Source organism: Actinomadura sp. 6N118 (assembly GCF_044326415.1).
GTDB lineage: Bacteria > Actinomycetota > Actinomycetes > Streptosporangiales > Streptosporangiaceae > Spirillospora.
In genome coordinates, this window is sequence record NZ_JBIRAZ010000012.1 from 173,493 (window position 1) to 193,761 (window position 20,269).

The 20,269-nt window shown below is 70.1% G+C and carries 18 protein-coding genes; 8 read left to right on the top strand and 10 right to left on the bottom strand.

Translation table 11 applies throughout. The annotated features are described in order from the left end of the window. From ACH34W_RS29640 to ACH34W_RS29665, 6 genes are all read right to left on the bottom strand, one after another. Entirely contained in the window at window positions 1-819 is an 819-nt protein-coding gene (locus ACH34W_RS29640; protein WP_395964400.1) for a CPBP family intramembrane glutamic endopeptidase, read from the bottom strand. Window positions 820-852: 33 nt separating this feature from the next. Then, the gene (locus tag ACH34W_RS29645) at window positions 853-1,578 is read right to left on the bottom strand and encodes a hypothetical protein (RefSeq protein ID WP_395964401.1); all 726 of its coding nucleotides are present in this window, start codon (window positions 1,576-1,578) and stop codon (window positions 853-855) included. After that, on the bottom strand, window positions 1,575-2,501 hold the full coding sequence (locus ACH34W_RS29650) for an ABC transporter ATP-binding protein (RefSeq protein WP_395964402.1): 927 nt from the start codon (window positions 2,499-2,501) through the stop codon (window positions 1,575-1,577). Before ACH34W_RS29650 ends, ACH34W_RS29645 begins: the two co-directional genes overlap by 4 nt. A gap of 142 nt (window positions 2,502-2,643) precedes the next feature. Next, window positions 2,644-3,288 (bottom strand): response regulator, encoded by a 645-nt coding sequence (locus ACH34W_RS29655; protein WP_395964403.1) that lies wholly within the window; start codon window positions 3,286-3,288, stop codon window positions 2,644-2,646. Beyond that, a complete protein-coding gene (locus tag ACH34W_RS29660; protein ID WP_395964404.1) occupies window positions 3,279-5,069 on the bottom strand; it encodes a sensor histidine kinase in 1,791 nt (596 codons plus the stop codon). Before ACH34W_RS29660 ends, ACH34W_RS29655 begins: the two co-directional genes overlap by 10 nt. A gap of 214 nt (window positions 5,070-5,283) precedes the next feature. Then, window positions 5,284-6,114 carry an IclR family transcriptional regulator gene (locus ACH34W_RS29665; RefSeq protein WP_395964405.1) on the bottom strand — a complete coding sequence of 277 codons (831 nt, stop codon included), beginning with the start codon at window positions 6,112-6,114 and terminating at the stop codon, window positions 5,284-5,286. A gap of 189 nt (window positions 6,115-6,303) precedes the next feature. On the opposite strand from ACH34W_RS29665, the gene ACH34W_RS29670 reads away from it, so the two are divergent. The 6 genes from ACH34W_RS29670 (at window position 6,304) to ACH34W_RS29695 (ending at window position 12,978) form a co-directional block, all read left to right on the top strand. Further along, window positions 6,304-7,200 carry a U32 family peptidase gene (locus tag ACH34W_RS29670; protein WP_395964406.1) on the top strand — a complete coding sequence of 299 codons (897 nt, stop codon included), beginning with the start codon at window positions 6,304-6,306 and terminating at the stop codon, window positions 7,198-7,200. A 462-nt stretch (window positions 7,201-7,662) separates the two neighbouring features. Beyond that, the gene (locus tag ACH34W_RS29675; RefSeq protein ID WP_395964407.1) at window positions 7,663-8,889 is read left to right on the top strand and encodes an aldose epimerase family protein; all 1,227 of its coding nucleotides are present in this window, start codon (window positions 7,663-7,665) and stop codon (window positions 8,887-8,889) included. Further along, entirely contained in the window at window positions 8,889-10,031 is a 1,143-nt protein-coding gene (locus ACH34W_RS29680; protein WP_395964408.1) for a sugar ABC transporter substrate-binding protein, read from the top strand. Before ACH34W_RS29675 ends, ACH34W_RS29680 begins: the two co-directional genes overlap by 1 nt. Window positions 10,032-10,038: 7 nt before the next feature. Continuing rightward, a complete protein-coding gene (locus tag ACH34W_RS29685; protein WP_395964409.1) occupies window positions 10,039-11,076 on the top strand; it encodes an ABC transporter permease in 1,038 nt (345 codons plus the stop codon). Then, on the top strand, window positions 11,073-11,858 hold the full coding sequence (locus tag ACH34W_RS29690; protein ID WP_395964410.1) for an ATP-binding cassette domain-containing protein: 786 nt from the start codon (window positions 11,073-11,075) through the stop codon (window positions 11,856-11,858). The genes ACH34W_RS29685 and ACH34W_RS29690 overlap by 4 nt, the downstream gene beginning before the upstream one ends. Window positions 11,859-11,928: 70 nt before the next feature. Further along, window positions 11,929-12,978, top strand: coding sequence for a zinc-binding dehydrogenase (locus tag ACH34W_RS29695; RefSeq protein ID WP_395964411.1), 1,050 nt, complete (start codon window positions 11,929-11,931; stop codon window positions 12,976-12,978). A gap of 46 nt (window positions 12,979-13,024) precedes the next feature. On the opposite strand, the gene ACH34W_RS29700 is transcribed toward ACH34W_RS29695, so the two are convergent. Next, a complete protein-coding gene (locus ACH34W_RS29700) occupies window positions 13,025-14,371 on the bottom strand; it encodes a GDSL-type esterase/lipase family protein (RefSeq protein ID WP_395964412.1) in 1,347 nt (448 codons plus the stop codon). 476 nt (window positions 14,372-14,847) lie between these two features. On the opposite strand from ACH34W_RS29700, the gene ACH34W_RS29705 reads away from it, so the two are divergent. Next, a complete protein-coding gene (locus ACH34W_RS29705; RefSeq protein ID WP_395964413.1) occupies window positions 14,848-15,657 on the top strand; it encodes a hypothetical protein in 810 nt (269 codons plus the stop codon). A 9-nt stretch (window positions 15,658-15,666) separates the two neighbouring features. Next, the gene (locus tag ACH34W_RS29710) at window positions 15,667-16,215 is read left to right on the top strand and encodes an SMI1/KNR4 family protein (RefSeq protein WP_395964414.1); all 549 of its coding nucleotides are present in this window, start codon (window positions 15,667-15,669) and stop codon (window positions 16,213-16,215) included. 16 nt (window positions 16,216-16,231) lie between these two features. Here the strand turns inward: ACH34W_RS29710 and ACH34W_RS29715 are convergent, their stop codons facing one another. From ACH34W_RS29715 to ACH34W_RS29725, 3 genes are all read right to left on the bottom strand, one after another. Further along, window positions 16,232-18,685: an FtsX-like permease family protein gene (locus ACH34W_RS29715; RefSeq protein WP_395964415.1), complete on the bottom strand. Its 2,454-nt coding sequence runs from the start codon at window positions 18,683-18,685 to the stop codon at window positions 16,232-16,234. Beyond that, a complete protein-coding gene (locus tag ACH34W_RS29720; RefSeq protein ID WP_395964416.1) occupies window positions 18,655-19,431 on the bottom strand; it encodes an ABC transporter ATP-binding protein in 777 nt (258 codons plus the stop codon). Before ACH34W_RS29720 ends, ACH34W_RS29715 begins: the two co-directional genes overlap by 31 nt. Window positions 19,432-19,585: 154 nt before the next feature. Beyond that, entirely contained in the window at window positions 19,586-20,257 is a 672-nt protein-coding gene (locus ACH34W_RS29725; protein ID WP_395964417.1) for a response regulator, read from the bottom strand. Between the last annotated feature and the right edge of the window lie 12 nt (window positions 20,258-20,269).

A 20,269-nucleotide genomic window follows, 5' to 3' on the forward strand; every position in this document is an offset into this window, starting at 1 on the left:
CTATCGGTGGGCCGCGCTCTGGGTCGACGGCTCATCGGCCGGCGACGGCTCGGCTGTGCCCGGTGCTGTGTTCGGCGCGGCGGTCCAGGTCTTGCGATCGAAGACGAGCAGGGCAGCGGCCACCAGGACCCAGCCCAGGACAAAGAGCCAGGTTTCGCGTGTCGCGAAGGTCCCGTCGGGCCACAGGTCGTCGGTGTTGATGCCGCCTTCGGTCGCATGGGCGAGCAGTGTGATGAGGACGCTGCCGCCGGTGCGGTTGAACAGCCACGCGTACCAGAAGGTCACCGCGACGGTGGCGAGGAGTTCGATCGGTGCCAGTTCGAATTCAGGGATCAAGAAGAGCGGGAGGTGCCAGAGCGCGACCACCCCGGCGAGGATCGCCGTTGCCTGGAGGGGCGAGCGGCGGGCCTGGAGGGAGGGCTGGGCGAAGCCGCGGAACCCGGGCTCCTCGCCCATCGGCCCGTTCAGCGGGTTGATCATGGTGATCCCGATCACCATGAAGATCGAGTACCAGGCGCTGAACTGGTCCAGCGACGGCGCCGCCGCGCCCAGGCCGACGTTGGAGCCGATGGCGAACAGATGCACGGTCAGCGGCACGCCGACGGCCATGGCGTACCACTGCCAGCCCAGGCGCCAGCGAGTCAGGCGTCCGCCCAAACGGCGCAGGCCGGCCTTGCCGTCGGTGATGGCGATGACGACCAACGCCGCGACCAGCGGACCGAACGGCAGGAACGCGCCGAACGGCAGCACGCACCATGAGATCGCCAAGGCCAGCGCGAAGAACGTCACGAGCGGATGGCGTTTGACCAGGGATGACATGTCAGGGGTTCCAATCTGGAGGAAGGAGATCGATCAGGTGACGTCGCGGTGGGCGACCAGGTACGCCGCGAGCGTGCAGAGCCCGCCGGTCACGGCCGCCAGGGTCAGCGCCGCGGTGCCGCGCGAGATCGTGGCGCCCTCCATCCCGAGGAGCGGGGTGAGCAGCGCGTACGGCAGGTAGGCGGCCGCGTCGCCGATCGCCATGCCGGCGAGCTTCTCGCCGACGAACGCGCCGGCGACGACGAGGACGGCGGCGGGCTGGTTGCGGCAGATCGCGCCGGCGCACACGCCGATCAGCGTGAACAGCACGACCGCCAGCAGCACCGCGCCGATGAGCGATGCGGACAGGCCGAGGGAGAGGCCTTCAGCGGCGACGATCGGTTGGGCGATGCCGATGCCGACACCAAGGGAGGCGGCCCCTACGAGGAGGGAGAACGCCCCGTACGTGATCAGAGCGGCGGCGAGGATGCTGGTCCGGCGCGGCCCGGCCAGAAACCGCAGCGTGATGGTGCGGTGCCTGAACTCCCCGCCGACCCGGGCGGCGGCGAGCAACGAAAGCCCGACGGCGGCGAGGATGCCGACGCCCGCGACCACGGGTTCGCGCAGCTGTCCCGGCGTGGTGTAGCTGGCGTTCCCGGCGTTCGCGGCCAGGTCGGCACCCACCGTGAGGGCGACGAGTGCGACCAGCGCCGCAGCCACCCCGTACGTGCCGCGCAGCGTGCGCAGGCCGAGCGCGTACGAGCGGATCAACGTGGTCATGTCCGGGCCTCCTTGGCAGTGAGGCTCAGGAAGGTCTCCTCAAGACCCGCCGATTCAGCGGAGATCTCATAGATGGGGAAGCCGCGGTCAAAGGCGAGCTGTCCGACGGTCTCCTGGGCCGCGCCGCTGACCGTCAGCGTCCCGGTGTCGTCCTGGACCGCGCGCAGCCCGTCCGCGCGCAACGCCGCGGCGAGCTCCGCCGGCCGGGGGGAGCGCACCCGGATCCGCCGGCCCGAGCCGATGACCCGGTCGAGCGGCGCCTGAACGACCAGCCGGCCGTCGTTGATGACGATGACCTCGTCCACGGTCTGGGCGACCTCGGACAGCACATGGCTGGACAGCAGGACAGTGCGGCCCTCCGCGGCCAGGGCGCGCAGGAAGTCGCGCAGCCAGCGGATGCCCTCGGGATCGAGCCCGTTGGCCGGTTCGTCGAGCACGAGGATCCGCGGATCGCCGATCAGTGCGGCGGCCAGCCCCAGCCGCTGGTGCATGCCCAGCGAGTAACCGCCCACGCGGCGCCCGGCAGCGGCGCGCAAGTCCACCAGGTTCAGCAGCTCGTCGGCGCGCGACCGCGGCATGCGCGCCTCGGCCGCCACCATGCGGAGGTGGTCGCGCGCGGTCCGGCCGGGATGCGCGGCCGGTTCCAGCATCGCGCCGACCTCACGCAGCGGGTCGCGCAGCCGGCGGTACGGCAGGCCGGCGATGACGGCGTGACCCGAGGTGGGTTCCACCAGGCCCAGCACCGACCGCAGCGTGGTGGTCTTGCCTGATCCGTTCGGCCCGAGGAAACCGGCGACGACGCCTTCCCCGACCGCGAAACTCAGCCGGTCGACGGCCCGTACGGGACCGTAGTGCTTGGTGAGCTCGCACACTTCGATGACCGCTGCGTGGGCGGGCTGGTCCTGGATGATGCGTGTCTTCATCGGCGCTCCTGGGAGGCTGGCCTGGACACCTTGACGGTGTCATCGGCCGAGCGCCGTGAGAGGCCGGGAAACCCGTCGGCAGGGGTTCGGGTTTCTGGCCTTTCTCAGGCAGGAACGAGTCTCGGTCAGGAACGAGTCTCAGTCAGGAGCGGAGGAACATCAGCACGGCCAGAACGCGACGGGACTCGCTTCCGGTTGAGGGGAGCCCGAGCTTGCCGAAGATGCTGGAGACGTACTTCTCCACTGCGCGCTGCGTGATCACCAGGCGTTCGGCGATGCCCTGGTTGGAGCCGCCGGTGGCCATCAGCTTCAGCACTTCGCGCTCCCGCGGGGTCAGCGAGGTGAACGGGGTGTTGTCGCGGTGGCGGTTGAGGAGCGTCGAGACGATGGTCGGGTCAACGGCCGATCCGCCGGACGCCACGCGCCGTATCGCGGCGACGAACTCCGGTACGTCGCTGATGCGGTCCTTGAGGAGGTAGCCCACTCCTTCGGCCGAATCCGCGAGCAGCTTCATCGCCAGGCCGACCTCGACGTACTGCGAGAGCACGAGCACACCGACGGCCGGATACTGCTTTCTGATGTGCAGCGCCGCGCGCATCCCCTCGTCGTTGTACGTCGGCGGCAACCTGATGTCCAGGATCGTGATGTCGGGCGGACGGCCCCGGAGCCGCAGCATCAGATCGTCGGCGTTGTCGCACGCGGCGATCACCTCGAAGCCCGTGTCGGTGAGGATCCGGGTGATGCCCTCGCGCAGCAGGACGCTGTCCTCGGCGATCGCTACCCGCATGGGATCTCCGCCTTCACACGGGTGCCGCCCTCGGCGGGTGACCAGACCCGCAGCCGGCCACCGAGCGCCTCCACGCGGTCGGCGAGCCCGCGAAGCCCCGAGCCGCGCTCGGTGTCGGCGCCGCCCACCCCGTCGTCGACGACCTCGACGACCACCTGCTCCGGCATCCGGATGACCTCCACGGTGACCGATTTCGCATACGCGTGCTTGCCGGCGTTGGCGAGGCTCTCGCAGACGACGAAGTAGGCGGCCGCCTCGATCGGCTCGGGCAGCCGGCCTTCGAAGCGCATCATCAGCCGTACGGGTATCGCCGAACGTGCGGTCAGCGATTCGAGTGCGACGACCAGGCCGTGCCCGCTCAGCACGGCCGGGTAGATCCCGCGGGCCAGGTCGCGCAGTTCCCCGAGCGACACCGCGATCTCCTGCTTGGCGCGGTCGACCCGCTGACGAGCATCGGAGTCCACGGAGAGGCTCTCGCCGAGCAGAGCCAGCTCCAGCGACAGTGCCACCAACCGCTGCTGCGCGCCGTCGTGAAGGTCTCGTTCCAGCCGTCGCCGCTCCTTCAGCCCGGCCTCCAGCACCCTCATCCGCGAGCCGTGCAGCTCCTGGAGGCGGGCCTTGAGCTCGGCCTGGAGCCTGCCGTTCTCCAAGGCCAGCGCCGCTGCCGCTCCGACGGCGTCAAGCAGTTCGGGCTCGTCCTCCAGTGCGGGGTCGAACAGCAGGGCCGCCACGGGCTCGGAGCCACGACGGATGATCACCTTTCCGCGCCCCGCCTCCGGCAGCGTGACCGCCTCGCCGTCCTCATCGGACCAGGTACCGAACTGGGGCAACCAGTACACCAACGCCAGCGAGGGATCTCGAAGCGCCTGCGCGAGCATCCCGCGCAGATCCGGCGCGGGGTCCGCCTGGAGCCGGACGATCAGATCACCGACTCCCACCCGCACCAGCCGGGCGTCCAGGAGCGCGATCAGGAACGCGATCGGTGCGAGTCCCAGGGCACCGAACGCGGCCAGCCGGATCAGCTCGAACCACGACAGCTGCAGAGCACCCGCCACGTAGAGCGTCGCGAGCATCACCAATGCCAGCGCGAACGAGTCGATGAGCAACATCGTCGTGCGGCGCGGCCGTCCTGACCGCCGACGGCCGAGGGCGAGAACGACGACGCCGGTCAGCATGATCACGCTCAGCCCGAACAGCTGGACGTTCTCCAGAACGGCGGCGGCGCCGGGAGCATCCGCGATCACGAGCGGACTCTCCGGATCGACCCCGAGCATGATCTTGGCCACCTGGAACCCGACCGCCGTGGCATACCCGGTCAGCACCAGCGCCCGTTCGATCCGCCGTTCCAGCCGCCCGGTAGGGAAGGCGAGGAAGACGTGCAGGAAAAGGACGGCCGGCAGCATGTCGAACTGCTGTCCGATCAGATGGAGCACCGGATCGTTGGCCCACTGGAGCAACCCCAGCCACATCGCGAGACCCGCCGCGATCATCAACGGCCCCAGCCGGCTGACGGGCCGCCGCCACCAGGCGACGGCGCCCGCCCCGATATAGGGCACCATGATCCAGTTGGCGAGCAGCGCCTGCGTACCCGGCCGTGCCACGTGATCGCTCAACAGCGCCAGCACGACCGTGGACGCCCCGGCCGCCACTCCCGCCAGGCCGACCAGCCACAGCGTGCGAGGACTCGGCGGGCGGGCCCCGCCATCGACGGCGCCATCGGAGGACACCATGTCAGTCGAGGACACCATGTCATCGGAGGACACCCGGTCATCGAAAGACACCTGCGCGTCCCTTCCCACGGTCTTTAGCCGTCAGGCATGGAAAGCGGTCTCCCTCGTGACCGTTGATGTGAACCTCGCACGAGATCGTCCCAGAAGATAGGGACACCGGTCCTGGCAGCCTCCGAAACAGCCCGGGCCGAGCGCCATCAGCGGCCCGGAACTGCGGGATTGACAATCGCAGTACGGGAGATGAGCTGGCCGGTCCGGCATTTTATTAGGTTATGGTGCGGGCCTTTTCTGGCATTTCTTGGCCAGATGAGGACGCCGGCGAGGACGGCGACGGCGGCCGGTGGCCCAGACGGCGGGAGAGAACGGCGGCGCCCTCTCGGACGAGGGCACCCCACTCCCGCTGCCGCTCGTTGCTCCAGCGCAGGGACGGCACCGAGATGCTCATGGCGGCGACCATGGCGCCGGTGTGGTCGAAGACCGGGGCCGCCACGCAATGGACCGCCTCGTTCGACTCGCAGTCGTCGTAGGCGATGCCGCGCTCGCGGATCTCGGCCAGGTGAATCCGCAGCCGGGCAGGAGAGGTGATGCTGCGGGGCGTCATGCCCGCAAGCTCGCGATCGCGCGGGTAGAGGGCGTCGAGCGCCTCGGCGCTGAGCCCCGACAGCAGTACTTTGCCGAGGCCAGTGCAGTGCGCGGGCAGTCGGCGCCCCACCGCCGACACGAGCCGGACGGGGTGGGTGCTGTCGGCCTTGGCGATGTAGACGACGTCGGTGCCGTCGAGGATCGCGACCTGGACCGTCTCGTCGCAGCGCGCGGCCACCATCTCCGCCTCCCGCCGGGCCTCGTGGGCGAGGTCGAGCTGGTCGGCGACGACGCTGCCGAGCTGGAACAGCCTAAGCCCCAGCACATAGCGCGTGGGCTGGCCGGGGACCGGCACGAGATACGAACGATCGGTCAGCGTGCTGAGCAATTCGTGCACCGTGGTGCGGGGCAACCCCAGCTGCCGGGTGATGTCGGCCGCCGAGAGAGGCGCGCTCTCGAGGAAGAGCTCCAGGATGTCGAGGGCGCGGGTGACGGCGGGTACGGCACGGCCCACATCGTTCCCCTCATCGGACGGCTTACGGGATATCGAACTCAGCGTAAGGAGTCGCCCTACCCCCGTCAAAGACGAAATCCGGCTTAATGGTCATGAACGAGGGCATTGACGGCTCCTCCGAGGAAGCTTACGTTTCAGTTCCAGTCGCATATCTCGAACTGAGTTCGAGATATCGAGCAAGGAACCCACATGCAGTCGACCAGGGACTTTCTGGCCTCATTGGGCCTTCCCGGACATGATCTCGGGGATTTGCCGTCCTCGGCCAAACGCTTCCCCGACGGCGCCCAGTACCGCGTGGAGATCCCCTCAGTCGAGGGGCCCGAGCCGCTCCATGCGGTCCTCGACGCGGCCAAGGAGCACGAGATCCGCGTCCACCGCATCAGCCAGGGCAGCGGAATGATGTTGCTGACCGATGCCGAGATCAAAGAGATGGTCGCGCTCGGCCGTGAGCACAAGGTCGAGATCTGCCTGTTCGTCGGCCCCCGGGCGGCGTGGGACGTGGGCATCCAGGTCGCGTCGTCGTCGGGACGGGTGGCCGCGGGCACGCTGCGCGGCGCCGACCAGCTGGTCTACGGCATCGAGGATGTCGTCCGGGGTTGCAGGCTCGGGGTCCGCAGCGTCCTTGTCGCCGACGTCGGGCAGCTCTGGGTGCTCCGCCGGATGCGGGAGTCCGGGGACCTGCCGCCGGACCTGGAGTTCAAGGCCTCGGTGTCGTTCCCCTCGTCCAACCCGGCGACGGCGCGGCTGCTCGCCGAACTGGGCGTCACCACCATCAACCTGCCCACCGACCTCACGCTCGCGCAGATCGCCGCGATCCGCCGGGCGGTCGATGTCCCGCTGGACGTCTACGTGGAGGCGGCGGACGACTTCGGGGGCGCCGTCCGCTACTACGAGGTGCCCGACCTGGTCCGGGTCGCGGCACCCGTCCACCTGAAGTTCACCGTCCGCAACGCGCCCGGCATCTATCCGTCCGGCCATCACCTCGGCCCGCTCGCCGTCTCCACCGCACGCGAACGTGTACGCCGGGCGGCGATCGGACTGTCGATGCTGAGCCGCTACTACCAGGAGGCCATCCCGAGTCCCTAGCCCAACCACCCCCATCGCGGGTCCCTACCTGAATCACCAACGTGGGTCCCCGGCCATACCGCCGCCGCGGACCCCAGCCGCACCACCAACGCGGCCCCCAACAGCACCACCAAGCGGGACCCAGCCGCACCACCGGCTCAGTCCGTCAACCGCACCACCGTTGCGGACCAAGCCGCATCACGATCGCGGTCCCTATCCGCACCAGGATCGCGGTCCCTAACCGCACCAGGATCGCGAGCCAACCGCATATCCACGCGGGCCCATCAGCACCGCCGTTGCAGCCCCTAGGCCGCAACACCATTGCGGGCCTTGACCGCACCGCGATCGCGGGCCCAACCGCATCACGATCGCGGGCCCAACCGCATCACGATCGCGGACCCGGGCGCACCAGCGTCGCGGGTCCCTAGCCGCACCACCATCGGGGCATGCCAGCGCAACCGTCCTCCCAGGAAGGGAATGCCCATGCTCAGGCGCTCAGCACGGTCCTCGCCCATCCGTACGTCCGGTCGGCTCTTCGCGGCCGCCGTGCTCGCGGTCTCGGCCACTGGGCTCGGCTCGGTGGCCTCCGCCGCGCCCACCGGTACGGCGCCCGCCGATACCGCGCCCGCCGGTACCAAGGGAGGCCGGCCGACGATCCAGAAGGATCTCTTCGGCACCCTCGCTGACGGCACCAAGGTCTGGCGCTACACCCTCACCAGCGGCAAGGTGCGCGTCCGGATCATCACGTACGGCGGGATCGTGCAGACGCTCGAGACGCCTGACCGGCGCGGCCGGACCACCAATGTGGCGCTGGGCTTCCGCACGCTCGACGACTACGTGGCCCACAACAACCCCGGCCCCTACTTCGGCGCGCTGATCGGCCGGTACGCCAACCGCATCGCCAGGGGCACGTTCACCCTCGACGGCGTGACGTACAGCCTGCCGATCAACAACGATCCCAACAGCCTGCACGGCGGCACGAAGGGATTCGACACCAAGGTCTGGACGGCCACCCCGGCGCAGAGCCAGGACACCGTGTCGCTCCGGCTCGACCTCACCAGCCCGCACCTCGACATGGGCTATCCCGGGACCCTGAAGACAACCGCGACCTACTCCCTCTCCGGCTCGGCGTTGCGCATCGACTACCGGGCGACCACTGACAGGGCGACGGTCGTCAACCTGACCAACCATTCGTACTTCAACCTCGCCGGTGAGGGGTCGGGCACCATCTACGACCACCGGCTCCGGCTGAACGCGAGCCGCTACACGCCGGTCGACTCGACGCTGATCCCGACCGGCCGGCTCGCTCCTGTGGCCGGCACCCCGCTGGACTTCACGCGTTCCACGGCCATCGGCGCGCGGATCCGCGACGGGCACCAGCAACTGGTGTACGGGCAGGGCTACGACCACAACTACGTCGTCGACGGGTCCGGGCTCCGGCTCCACGCGCGGGTCAGCGAGCAGGACAGCGGCCGGGTGCTCTCGATGTACTCCGACCAGCCCGGCATCCAGTTCTACTCGGGCAACTTCCTCGACGGCACCCTCTACGGGACCAGCGGCCGGGCGTACCGGCAGGGCGACGGCTTCGCGCTGGAGACCCAGCACTTCCCCGACTCGCCCAACCAGCCGCAGTTCCCCTCCACGGTCCTGCGTCCCGGCCAGACCTACCGGACCGCGACGGTCTACGCGTTCTCCACGGAAGGTTCGTGATGAAGAAGATCGATCCCAATGTCGAAGAGGCCGTCGAGACGCTCGGCCTGAGCGACGTGGCACGCCGGCGGCTGCTCAGCGGCGCGGGGCTGGTGAGCGCCACCGCCGCGGCCTCGGCACTCCTCGCGGCGTGCTCGTCGGACAACAAGTCCACCAGCGATGACACGGCCGGTGGTGCGGGCGCCGGCGACTTCCCCAAGACGCCCAAATGGAAGTTCGTGTTCGTCAACCACGTCACCACCAACCCGTTCTTCACCGCGACGCAATACGGCGCCCAGGACGCGTGCGCGCTGCTCGGCTGCGAGTTCCAGTGGACGGGCTCGAAGGAGTCGGTGGTGCCGGAGATGATCAGCGCGACCAACGCGGCGATCTCCGCCAAGGCCGACGGGCTCGCGGTGGCGGTCGTCGACAAGACCGCGTTCAAGCAGCCGGTGGACAACGCCCTGAACGCGGGCATCCCCGTGGTCTCCTACAACGCCGACGGAGCGCGCGGTGACCCGGGGACCAACCGGCTGGCCTACATCGGGCAGGACCTGTACCTCTCCGGCTACCAGCTCGGTACGCGCATCGCCGGGCTGATGACGGGCGGGGACGCGGTCGGCTTCATCGCCACCCCGGGCTCGCTCAACATCCAGCCCCGCATCGACGGCGCCAAGGACGCGATCAAGGCCTCCGGAAAGTCGATCAACTTCAGGGACGTGGCGAGCGGGGCCGAGCTTCCCAAGGAACTGTCCACCATCGACGCCTACGCCCAGGGGCATCAGAACCTCAAGGGAATGTTCGCGGTCGACGCCGGCTCGACGGAGGCCATCGGCAAGGTCGTGGCCAAGTACAAGCTCAAGGGCAAGGGCGTCGCCGCCGGCGGGTTCGACCTCAACCCGGCCACGCTGACCGCGATCAAGGGGGGGAACCTGGACTTCACCATCGACCAGCAGCCCTACCAGCAGGGCTTCCTGCCCGTCCTGTACCTCTGGATGTACAAGCTCACCGGCGGTCTGATCGCTCCGCCCGAAACCAACACCGGGCTGCTGTTCGTGACCAAGGACAACGTGGATCCGTACCTGACGACCAAGACCAGGTACGAGGGGTCGAGCACCAAGCAGCAACTCCTCAACCGGTCCGGCCCGATCCCGCACAAGTGATCCGGCCATGAGCGACACGATCGGCAGCAAGACGGAGACGGCCGACGCACCACGTGCACCCGGACGCCGGGTGCACGGGGTACTCCGGGTCGCCTTCGACGGGTTCATGATGCGCCGCGAGGCCACGATCCTCGTCGTGGCCCTCGGTCTGGTCGTCTACTTCCAGTACTCCAAGTCGGTGTTCCTCAGCCACGACAACCTGGTCAACATCTCGCAGAGCATGGCGCCGTACGCGATCCTCGCCGTCGGTGAGGTGCTCCTGCTCGTCAGCGGCGAGATCGACCTGTCGGCCGGGATGGTCTTCACGCTGTCGCCGTTCCTGATGCACTACGCGATCGACTTCTACGGGGTGTACCCGATCATCGCCATCGCGCTGTCCTTGCTCGCCGGTGCGTTCATCGGCCTGTGCAACGGGCTCGTGGTGGTGGTATTGAGGGTGCCGTCGTTCGTCGCGACGCTCGGGTCTCTCTTCCTCATCCAGGGCATCACCCTCACCACCTCGCACGCCTACCCGGCGGAGATCCCCGCCGCCGCGGAGAGCCTGGCGTCGTGGTTCGGGCGGGCGGACTGGGCGGACCTGATCTGGTGCCTGGCGATCGTCGCGTTCTTCCATGTGGTGCTGACCCGCACCCGGTGGGGGCTCCACACGATCGCGGTCGGCGGCAACCCGCACGGGGCCAGCGAGGCCGGCATCCGTACCGGCCGCATCAAGGTCGGCAACTTCATGATCATGGGTGGGCTGGCCGCGCTCGCCGGGATCCTCGAGGCGTTCCGCACGCAGACGATCGATCCCAGCTCGGGCGGCACCGGCGCCATGTTCTTCGCCGTGTCCGCGGCCGTGATCGGCGGCACCGCGCTGGCCGGGGGCTCGGGAACGGTCATCGGCGCCCTGCTCGGCGCGTTGGTGCTGGCGGAGTTGCAGAACGGCTTCAACCTCATCGGGATCAGCGCGAACCCGTTCAACCTGATCCTCGGCGCGGCGATCATCATCTCGATGATCCTCAACGTGCACCTCGCCAGGCTGAGGAGGGCGGGCAGAACGTGACGGACACACCGGACCTGCAGGACGCGACGGGCACGCCGGCCCTGCAGGTCGACCACATCGCCAAGCGGTTCGGCGCCGTGGCGGCGCTGACCGACGTGAGCCTGCGCCTGGGCAAGGGCGAGGTCCTCGGCCTGATCGGCGACAACGGGGCGGGCAAGTCGACCCTGATCAAAATCCTCAGCGGCTTCCACCGGCCGGACTCGGGCCGGATCAGGGTGAACGGCGACGAGGTGACGATCAAGTCGGTGGACCACGCGCGCTCGCTCGGCATCGACACCGTCTACCAGGATCTGGCCCTGATCGACGAGCTGACCGTCTACCACAACATGTTCCTCAACCGGGAGGTGGTGCGCTGGCCGCTGCTCAGCAACCGCGCCATGCGGCGGCTCGCCCGGCAACACCTGGACGAGCTGGGGGTGCGCATCCCCTCCGTCGACGCCGAGGTGGCCAAGCTGTCCGGAGGCCAGCGCCAGGCCATCGCGGTCGCCCGCTCGGTCTACTCCGACGCCAAGATCCTGCTGCTCGACGAACCCCTGGCCGCCATGGGAGCGAAGGAGGGGGCGCTCATCCTCGACCTCGTCCGGGACCTCAAGGCGCGCGGCGAGGTGTCGATCATCATCATCGCCCACAACTACGCGCAGGTCCTGGAGGTGTGCGACCGGATCAACCTGCTGCAGCACGGCCAGATCACCTTCGACAAGGCGACCGCCGACACCTCCTTGCAGGAGCTCACCGACCTCGTGGTCGCCGAATACCGCGCGGCGCGCAACGGCGGCACCTAGTGAACGTCACCATGTCCGTGATCGTCTCTAGGCTCGCCGACCGTCGGCCATGCGGACCGGAGCCGGTGCCATGACCCGTCCCGTGTCGCGTTCGGTCGTGCTTGAGACGCCTCACCAGATGCGGCTCGTCGCGGGAGAGGTCCCGCGGCCGGGACGGGGCGAGGCGCTCGTCCGCGTCTCGGCCGCCGGGGTCTGCGGCAGTGACCGGGAGTTGTACGAGGGAACGCGTCCCGAAGGATTCAGGTCGTACCCGATCGTGCCCGGCCACGAGTGGTCCGGGATCGTCGAGGCGACCGGGCCCGGAACGGACCCCGACCTCACCGGATCGCCCGTCGTCGGCGAGGGCTATCGCAACTGCCAGATCTGCGAGCGCTGCCGTGAGGGCGACACGAACCTGTGCACAACGGGATACGACGAGACCGGCTTCACCCAGCCGGGCGCCTTCGCCGACCATCTCGTTCTGCCTGCCCGGCTGCTCCATCCGCTGCCGCCCGGCACTGATCTGCGGGCGGCAGCCCTGCTGGAACCCGCCGCGGTGGCCGTCGCGGCCGTGCTGCGAACCGCCATCCGGCCGGGGGAGCGGGTGGCGGTCGTCGGCGGCGGCACGCTCGGCCTGCTCGCCGTCCAGGTGCTCGCCGCGTACTCCCCGGCGGAGCTGCTGGTGGTCGAGCCCCGCGTGGGCCGGACCGCACCCGCGCGGGGCTCCGGCGCGACCGGCCTGAGCACGCCGGAAGAGGCGGCCGCCCTGGGCCCTGCGTTCGACGTCGTCGTGGAGACGGCGGGCGTTCGCGGCTCGGCGCGTTCAGCCGCGGAGATGCTGCGCCGAGGTGGCCGGCTCGTGCTCGCCGGCATCCCCGGCGGCCCCTCCGAGGGGCTGCCGCCCAGCCTGATCGTCGAGGGGCAGCTCTCCGTCGGGAGCGTCTTCGGCGCGCCGTCGGCCGCCTGGCTGCACACCGTACGGATGTTCCGCGCCGGGCTGCTGCGGCCGGGCCTGCTGATCAGCCACGAACTGGAGCTGGCGGACTTCGAAGAAGCGCTGAAGCTGGTCGCCGAGGGCCACGATGACGACGGCGTCGACGTAGGCAAAGTGCTTCTACGCCCAGAAAGCGACCCCCAGTAGACGCTGTCGCATGAACAGAAGGTCGCATGAACAGAAGATGGTCCGGTCAGCGGCGGGTGAAGGCGGTCCAGTCGAGCTGCCAGCCGTGGTGGCCGTCGGGGGTGGAGAGACGGATGGTGTGCCTCCCTTCGGTGAGGGCGAGGGTCGGGCCTGTCACGGTCTGGAGGGCGTCGTTGGAAGGGATCGTGGTGGTTCCCCGGGCGGTGCCGTCGACGGATATCTGGATCTGCTGGTCACCTGCGGCGGCCCGGTCGATGGCGCGGTAGGAGACCTCGCCGCCGTCGAACGTGCCGGACGCGCCGTAGAGCACCGAGCTGTCAGCGCACTTGCGGGCGGCCTCGGACATCGTGGCGGTGTAGACGAGCCGTCCGGCCGTGTTCAGGTGCAGGTCGTCGGAGTCGAACCACGGCGCCGGGTCGTTCTTGCGGTGGGTCTTGGCGCGGGCGGCGAAGTCGACCAGCTCCATTGAGTCTGTGGGGTTGGACGCGGCGATCCATCGGAGGACGTTGTTGAGCTCCAGCGCGGCGGCCGGGTAGTCGGGGTCGTAGGTGTTGGCGTGCTCGGGCGCGGTGACGGCGACCAGGCAGCCGGTACGCGCGGACATCTCGCGTACGACCTCGATCAGGGCGTTCCGGACCTCCTCCAGCCGTGCCGTGCGTTCCGCGTCGGTCGGGGCGGTCGCGATGTAGAGCGCGTCGTTGGCACCGAGCGCCACCACGAAGCCGTCGGGATCGTGCTCAAGCAGACCGCGGAACTCATCCAGCAAATAGCTATCGGCCTTGGCGAGACCAGCCGTGTTCTTGGCAGGGGTCCAGCGGCGTCCTCCCTGCCCCTCGACTTCGGTTCGGATGCCGATGTCGTTGAGGTTGCCCTCGACGTATCCCTGGAGGGCGTTCTGGTTGTAGGAGTTGTCGTTCAGCGACTGCAGCAGGCTGTCGCCGAGCACCGGCACCCGCGGCGAGGTCGCGGTGCCGCGCCGGTTGGCGAACGGGGCGATGTAGACCTGGCAGGCGCCGTCCGGCGTGACCAGCCGGGGCGACAGGTACGTGGCGACCGGCTGATCGTCGATCGCGGCGAGATCGCCCTTGAGCGTGTGGTGTGGCCCCATCAGGGCGGACTGCCCGGGCGGGGGCCATTCGCCGGGCAGGTTGTCCCAGCGCAGCTCCCACTGCTGCGAGCCGGCGTCGCTCTCGCCGGACGCATCGATCTTCTTCAGCCCGGTGACGGTGGCCACCGTGCCGTACGGCCCGTCGGCGGTGTTGTAGTCGACGCGCCAGGTGACGCCGCCCTCGGTGCAGGCGGCGGACCCGGTCGCGGCGAACGCGGAGTCCGGCACGACGAGCAGACCGCACAGGACGACGAGCATGGTGATCGCGGCTCGGGACGTCCGCATGGGGGCCTCCAGGCGGAGTGGAACGTCTATAACTGCGCCAGCGTCAACTGGCAGCGTCGTACCCGGAAGATGGCACCAACGAAACCATCTGGCAATACCTCCCTTTTGGGGATAAATCACCCCCACCAGTCCAAACCCACCCCTGGCCGCTTCCGGCCGAGATGTCCCATGAATCCCCGGCCAGAGGACCCTTGGTTCCAGCTCCGCAGTAAGTCCGAAAGCGGCGGCGGCCTGTTCAGTTACGCGTTTCGGAATTAACGTCAACCTGCCACCAGAGCCATCCTGCCGCCGCACCTACCGCCTGCCCCCCGCCACTGACCGGGACCGACGAGGGGACGCTGATGCACACTCCAGAAGAGGCAGATGGACAACATCGCTCGCGACAAGTCTCGCGGCGGGATGCGGTACAAGCCGGTGGTCTGCTCGCACTGGCCATGGCGGGCACAGCGGGCATGACAGGCAACGCGGAAGCGTCGGTGAGGAGCTCGGGCGCGCGCACTGCGGCTAGGAAGACCATCCGCCTCGCCAGCGTCAAGACCGTCCAGGACGGAGGCCTCCTGCCCCGGCTGCTTGCTTCGTTCCAAGCGCGCACCAGGCGGCGCGTTGAGGTGCACATCGGGGAAGACGTCTATGAGAAGGCCCGCGCCGGCGAGGCCGACCTGGTCTTCTCCCACCTCGGGCACGATGACGCCCAGGCATTCATCACCGAGGGCCTCGGGCAGTGGCCACGCACTGTGTTGTTCAACGCCAGCGCATTCATCATGCACGAGAGCGACCCGGCCGGGGTGGCGGGGCTTACCGATCCCGTAGCGGCGTTCGGCCGCATCGCCGCCGCGCGTGCGCCCTTCATCCGCCCCGCCTCGCCGGGACTGGGCTACCTCGTCGACATCCTGTGGAACGCCGCAGGCGGCCCGGACAGGACCGGCTGGTACGACGACACCGGCCTGTCCCCGGAAGCGGCCATGCGCGCAGCCGCCCAACAGCGGGGCTACAGCCTGTGGGGCCTGACACCGTTCCTTGTCTGGCAGCGCAACAACGCGCTGCCGCTGCGCCCGGTGCTCTACGGCGATGAAATGTTCCACCGCATCATGGTGTCGGTTGTGGTCAACCCGGCCAGGTTCCCCCACGCCAATGTGACCGGCGCGCTGGCCCTGCAACAACATCTCCTCCTGCCTGCCACCCAGGCACTGATCCAGAACCATCGCTACCCCGGTCTCGACGAGCCGGTGTTCTGGCCGGCGGGCCGCGACAACGCCTCAGATCTCCTCCCACCACCGCGGGTCTAGAGTGCGCGGGTGGACGATCTCGATCTGGTTGGCTGGCGCAGGTCGGTGGAGGCGTCGATGGCGTCGCTGCTCGGGGGATTCCAGGACAAGATGGGTTATCCGCCGTCCGGCAACCATCTCGGCGTGCCTGCCCCAGCCGACGATCTAGCAGCGCTCGCCGTTGCGCTGGATGGTCGCCTGCCCGATTCGCTGCGGCGGTTTTACGCTTCCGTCGGGGAGGTCCATCTCCCGGACTTCTGGAACGCGCTGTTCATCACTGCACCTTCGAGGATGCTGGCTGACGTCACGGCTGACGAGGTGCCGCGGCGGATAACCGGCGCCTACGACATGGACGTGCTGGCCTTCGGCGGGGACGGTGGCGGCACCAGGTTCGTCCTCGGCATCCCTCATGGCGGCCCGGTCTTCAGGGCGCCGCTGACCGACACCGCGAACGGACTCTACAAAACCGACACGTGGGGCTTCCGCCACATCGCCGACGACCTGCCCGATTTCCTGCAGCTTGTAGAACGGGAACTGCACCAATGGGTCACGCAGGAGCGCCCTCCGTCCTTCTTCTGAGCCACAAGTCGGCCGTTCAGTGGATGGGGCGGCGGAGGATCGCATTGGCGGGGACGGTGGTCGCCAACAATGCCAGGAGGGCACAGCCGACGAGGAGCCCCAGGGACGGAGCCAGCGGTACGGCAGGCAGAGTGCGCCCCAGACCCCGGGCCACACCGGCCAGGGCGACACCGGAGATCACGAGAGCTATCAGCCCGCCCAGCGTGGCCACGATGACGGTCTCCCAGATGACCATGCGGAGCACCTGGCGTCTGGTCGCGCCCAGCAGGCGGAGCAGGCGGAATTCCGGGGCTCGTTCGAGGGTGGCCGTCACGAGCGTGTTGACGATGGAGATCGCGATGTACGCGAGCATGACGGCCACGAGCAGGTAGTTGGCGACGGCCGAGATGTCGGGGGCGGCGTCGAGGCGTTGGACGTACTCGGCCGCGCTCAGCACGCGCGCCCCGGGCGGGGCGGCAGGCTGGCGCGCCCCCGGCGCGAGACGCAGATAGACGGCGTCGGCAAGACGGGCTGTCGAGTGGGCGGTGACCAGGTCGGCGGGCAGCAGGACGTCGGCCAGCCCGAGGCCGGACGGGTAGACCGCGGCCACGCGCAGGCGGGAGGCCGTGCCGTCGCCGAGGGTGAGGTCGAGGGTCCCGCCGATTCCGTACTCGGCTGCGAAGGTGTCGCTGACGGCCACCGTCTGGCCGCGCAGGCCGGACAGGTCCGCGCGGACGGCCATGACCTGGCCGATGGTGGCGGCATCCACACCCAAGGCCGGGACGGGGTCGCGTTCGGCCGGAGGCCCGGCGTACACCGTCGTAGGCAAGGTCGGCGACGCCGCTGTCACGCCGGGCAGCCCTGCGGCCAGGGACGGCGGCAGACCGGGCCCAGACTCAGGGACCAGGACGCTTTCGGCTTGGATCCGCGCCGCTGTGGCGGACAGTGTGGCGTCCCTTTTCGTCGCTTGGGTCGACAGAAGTGTGGCGCCGAGCGTGACGGCCAGCATCAGCGGGACGGCCGCGCCTGCCGTCCGGCGCGCGCCTGCGGCGGTGTTGGCCTGGGCGAGCAGCCCGGTGGCCCGGGTGAGGCGCGCGACCGGGGCGCCGGCGAGCCGGGCGAGCGGCCGCACGGCGAGCGGGGCGAGCAGGGCCGCCCCCACCAGGGAGATCATGGCGAGTCCGAAGGCCGCGCCCGCCGCCGTCTCGCCGCCCGCCGAGGCCGACCCGACGGCCAGCGGCACCGCCAGGCCCAGCGCGACGAGGCCGGTGATCATCCTGCCGCGCGGCACCGGCCGGCGGTCCACGGAGGCCGACCGCATCGCCTCCACGGCCCGGGTGCGCGCGGCGCGGCGGGCCGCGGCGAACACGGCGAGCTGGGTGACCGCCAGACCGGCCAGGACGGCGATCACGAGCGGCAGCGGCGACGTGCCGGCGCGGAACTCCGCCGGGACGACCTCCCGGTCCCGCAGGACGCCCGCCATGACGCCGCTGAGCCACACGGCGAGCGGCACCCCCGCGAGCGCCCCCACCACCGAGACGACCGTGGCCTCCAGAGCGATCATGGTGCGTACCTGCCGGGGAGTCGCGCCGATGGCCCGCAGCAGCGCGATGTCCCTGTGCCGCTGCAACACCGAGAAGGCGAACGTGGCCGCGATGACGAAGACGGCGACGAACGCGGCGTTCCCACCGATCGCGAAGAGCACCACCCGGAGCAGGGCGAACTGGGACGTCACCGGGGAGGGGTCGGCCGCCCGGCGGTCATCCCCGTACAGCACGTCGGACGAGGGGAGCACCTTGCCCACTCGCGCGGCGAGGTCCTTCGGGCTCACCCCAGGCGCGGCGAACAGGCCGACCGCGCTCACCCTGTCTCCTGCCAGACGAACGGCCTCGCGTTCGGGAAAGAAGACCGCCGGGGTGAGGCGCGCACCGGAGGGCGCCATCGCGAGACCGGCCAGCCGCAGCCGCTGTACGCCGCCGCTGGTGAGCACGCTGACCTGGGAGCCGACACGCAGCCCGCCTGCCAGCGAGCGGTCCACGACGACCTCGCCCGGTCCCGGCGGACGGCCCGCGACCAGTGTGTACGGGGTGAGCGTGGCGGCCTCCCACGACCGTCCGGTCGACTCGCTGGCTCCGACCACCTGGGCGGAGAACGAGACGTCGGCGACCACACGCCGGACGCCGGGCACACCGGCCAGCCGGGCGGCCGAGGACGCGGGCAGGTAGCGGCGCTCCGCCACCCGGTCGGCGCCGATGAGGAAGGCCACTGGGTCCTCACCGAGGGTCTGCCGCTCCGAGACCACCACGGAGGCGGCGGCGTACCGGTCGCCGCCCGGAGGGCCGGACACGGTCGCGGTGAACAGCAGCCCGCACGCCCCGATGATCGCGACGGCGAGCGCGACCGCGGCGCACGAGCCCAGATGACCGGGAAGCCGGGTGCGCAGGGCGGACAGCGCGACGGTCAGCATCGGCTCCCCAATCCGCCCAGCCACGACGCGACCTGCTCGGCGGACGGCGCGTCCAGCGTGTCCGCGAGCCGCCCGTCGGCGAGGAAGAGCACCCGATCGGCGTAAGCGGCGGCCACCGGGTCGTGCGTGACCATGACGATGGTCTGCTGGTAGGTGTCGACGGCGGTGCGGAGCAGGCCGAGGACGTCCCGTCCGGTCTCTGAGTCGAGCGCGCCGGTCGGCTCGTCGGCGAAGATCACCTCGGGCCGTGCGACCAGGGTGCGGGCGATCGCGACGCGCTGCCGCTGGCCGCCGGAGAGCTCGTCGGGCCGGTGGGCCAGCCGTTCCGCCAGGCCGACGTGGGCGAGGACCTCCCGGGTCCACTCCTGGTCGATCCGCCTGCCGGCCAGCCGTAGCGGCAGGCCGACGTTCTGCCAGACGGTCAGGGACGAGACCAGGTTGTAGGACTGGAAGACGAACCCGATCCGGTCCCGCCGGAGCTTGGTGAGCCGGGCCTCGCTGAGCTCCGCCAGGTCCACTCCGCCCAGGAGCACCGAGCCGGACGTGGGCCGGTCGAGCCCCGCCGCGCAATGCAGGAACGTGCTCTTGCCGGACCCCGACGGTCCCATCACCGCGGTGAACGTCCCGGCGGGGATGACGACGGAGAGGCCGCGCAGGGCGTGGACGGCGCCGGGACCGCTGCCGTATGCCTTGGTGAGCGCGTCCGTCTGGAGCACGTGTTCTGAAGATCGTTGCCGCACCAGGCAACGGTAGGAACTCCGGTTGATCACCACCTCCTCCTCCGGCATGGCATCGGACGAGGCGAAAGCGTCGCCGCCGACGACGCTTAAGGTGCCGTGCTAAGGCTTGGGGCAGCGCAGCGCAGCGCAGCGCTGCGCAGCGCTGCGACCGGCAGGGCCGGGCTACGGGTGGGGCAGTGCCGTGCTACGGCTGGCCGAGGCGCACCATGCCGCTCTCATACGCGACCATCGCGGCCTGGACCCGGTTGTCTACGCCGAGCTTGCCCAGTACGCGGGCGACACGGCTCTTCACGGTGACTTCGGTGCAGCCCAGCCGCGCCGCGATCCGGGCGTTGGACAGCCCGTGCGCGACCAGGACGAGGACCTCGCGGTCCAGGTCGGTGAGCCCGCCGAGCTGTTCGGGTGCGACTCCCGACGACGCCGGGACCGCCGCGGCCAGCCGGGCGGCCAGACGGGCGGACACGTCCGGGGACAGCACCGAGCCGCCGGCCGCGGCTGTCCGGACCGCCGCGGCGAGCGTCTCCGGGGAGATCGACTTGAGCAGGTAGCCGGCCGCGCCGCCGGCCAGCGCGGTGAGCACGTATTCATCCAGGTCGAACGTGGTGAGCATGATCACTGCGGGGAAGGGCTCCGGCGCCGCGCGGCGCAGCCGTTCCAGCGCGGCCACGCCGTCGACGCCGGGCATGCGCACGTCCATCAGCACGACGTCGGGCCGGTGGCCGAGCGCGGCGGCGACGGCCTGCTCGCCGTCGGCCGCCTCGGCGACCACCCGCATCCCGTCCTGGCGATCGATGATGTGGCACAGGCCGCCGCGGACCAGCTCCTGGTCCTCAGCTACCAGCACCCGGATGGTCACGGGTGCGCCTCC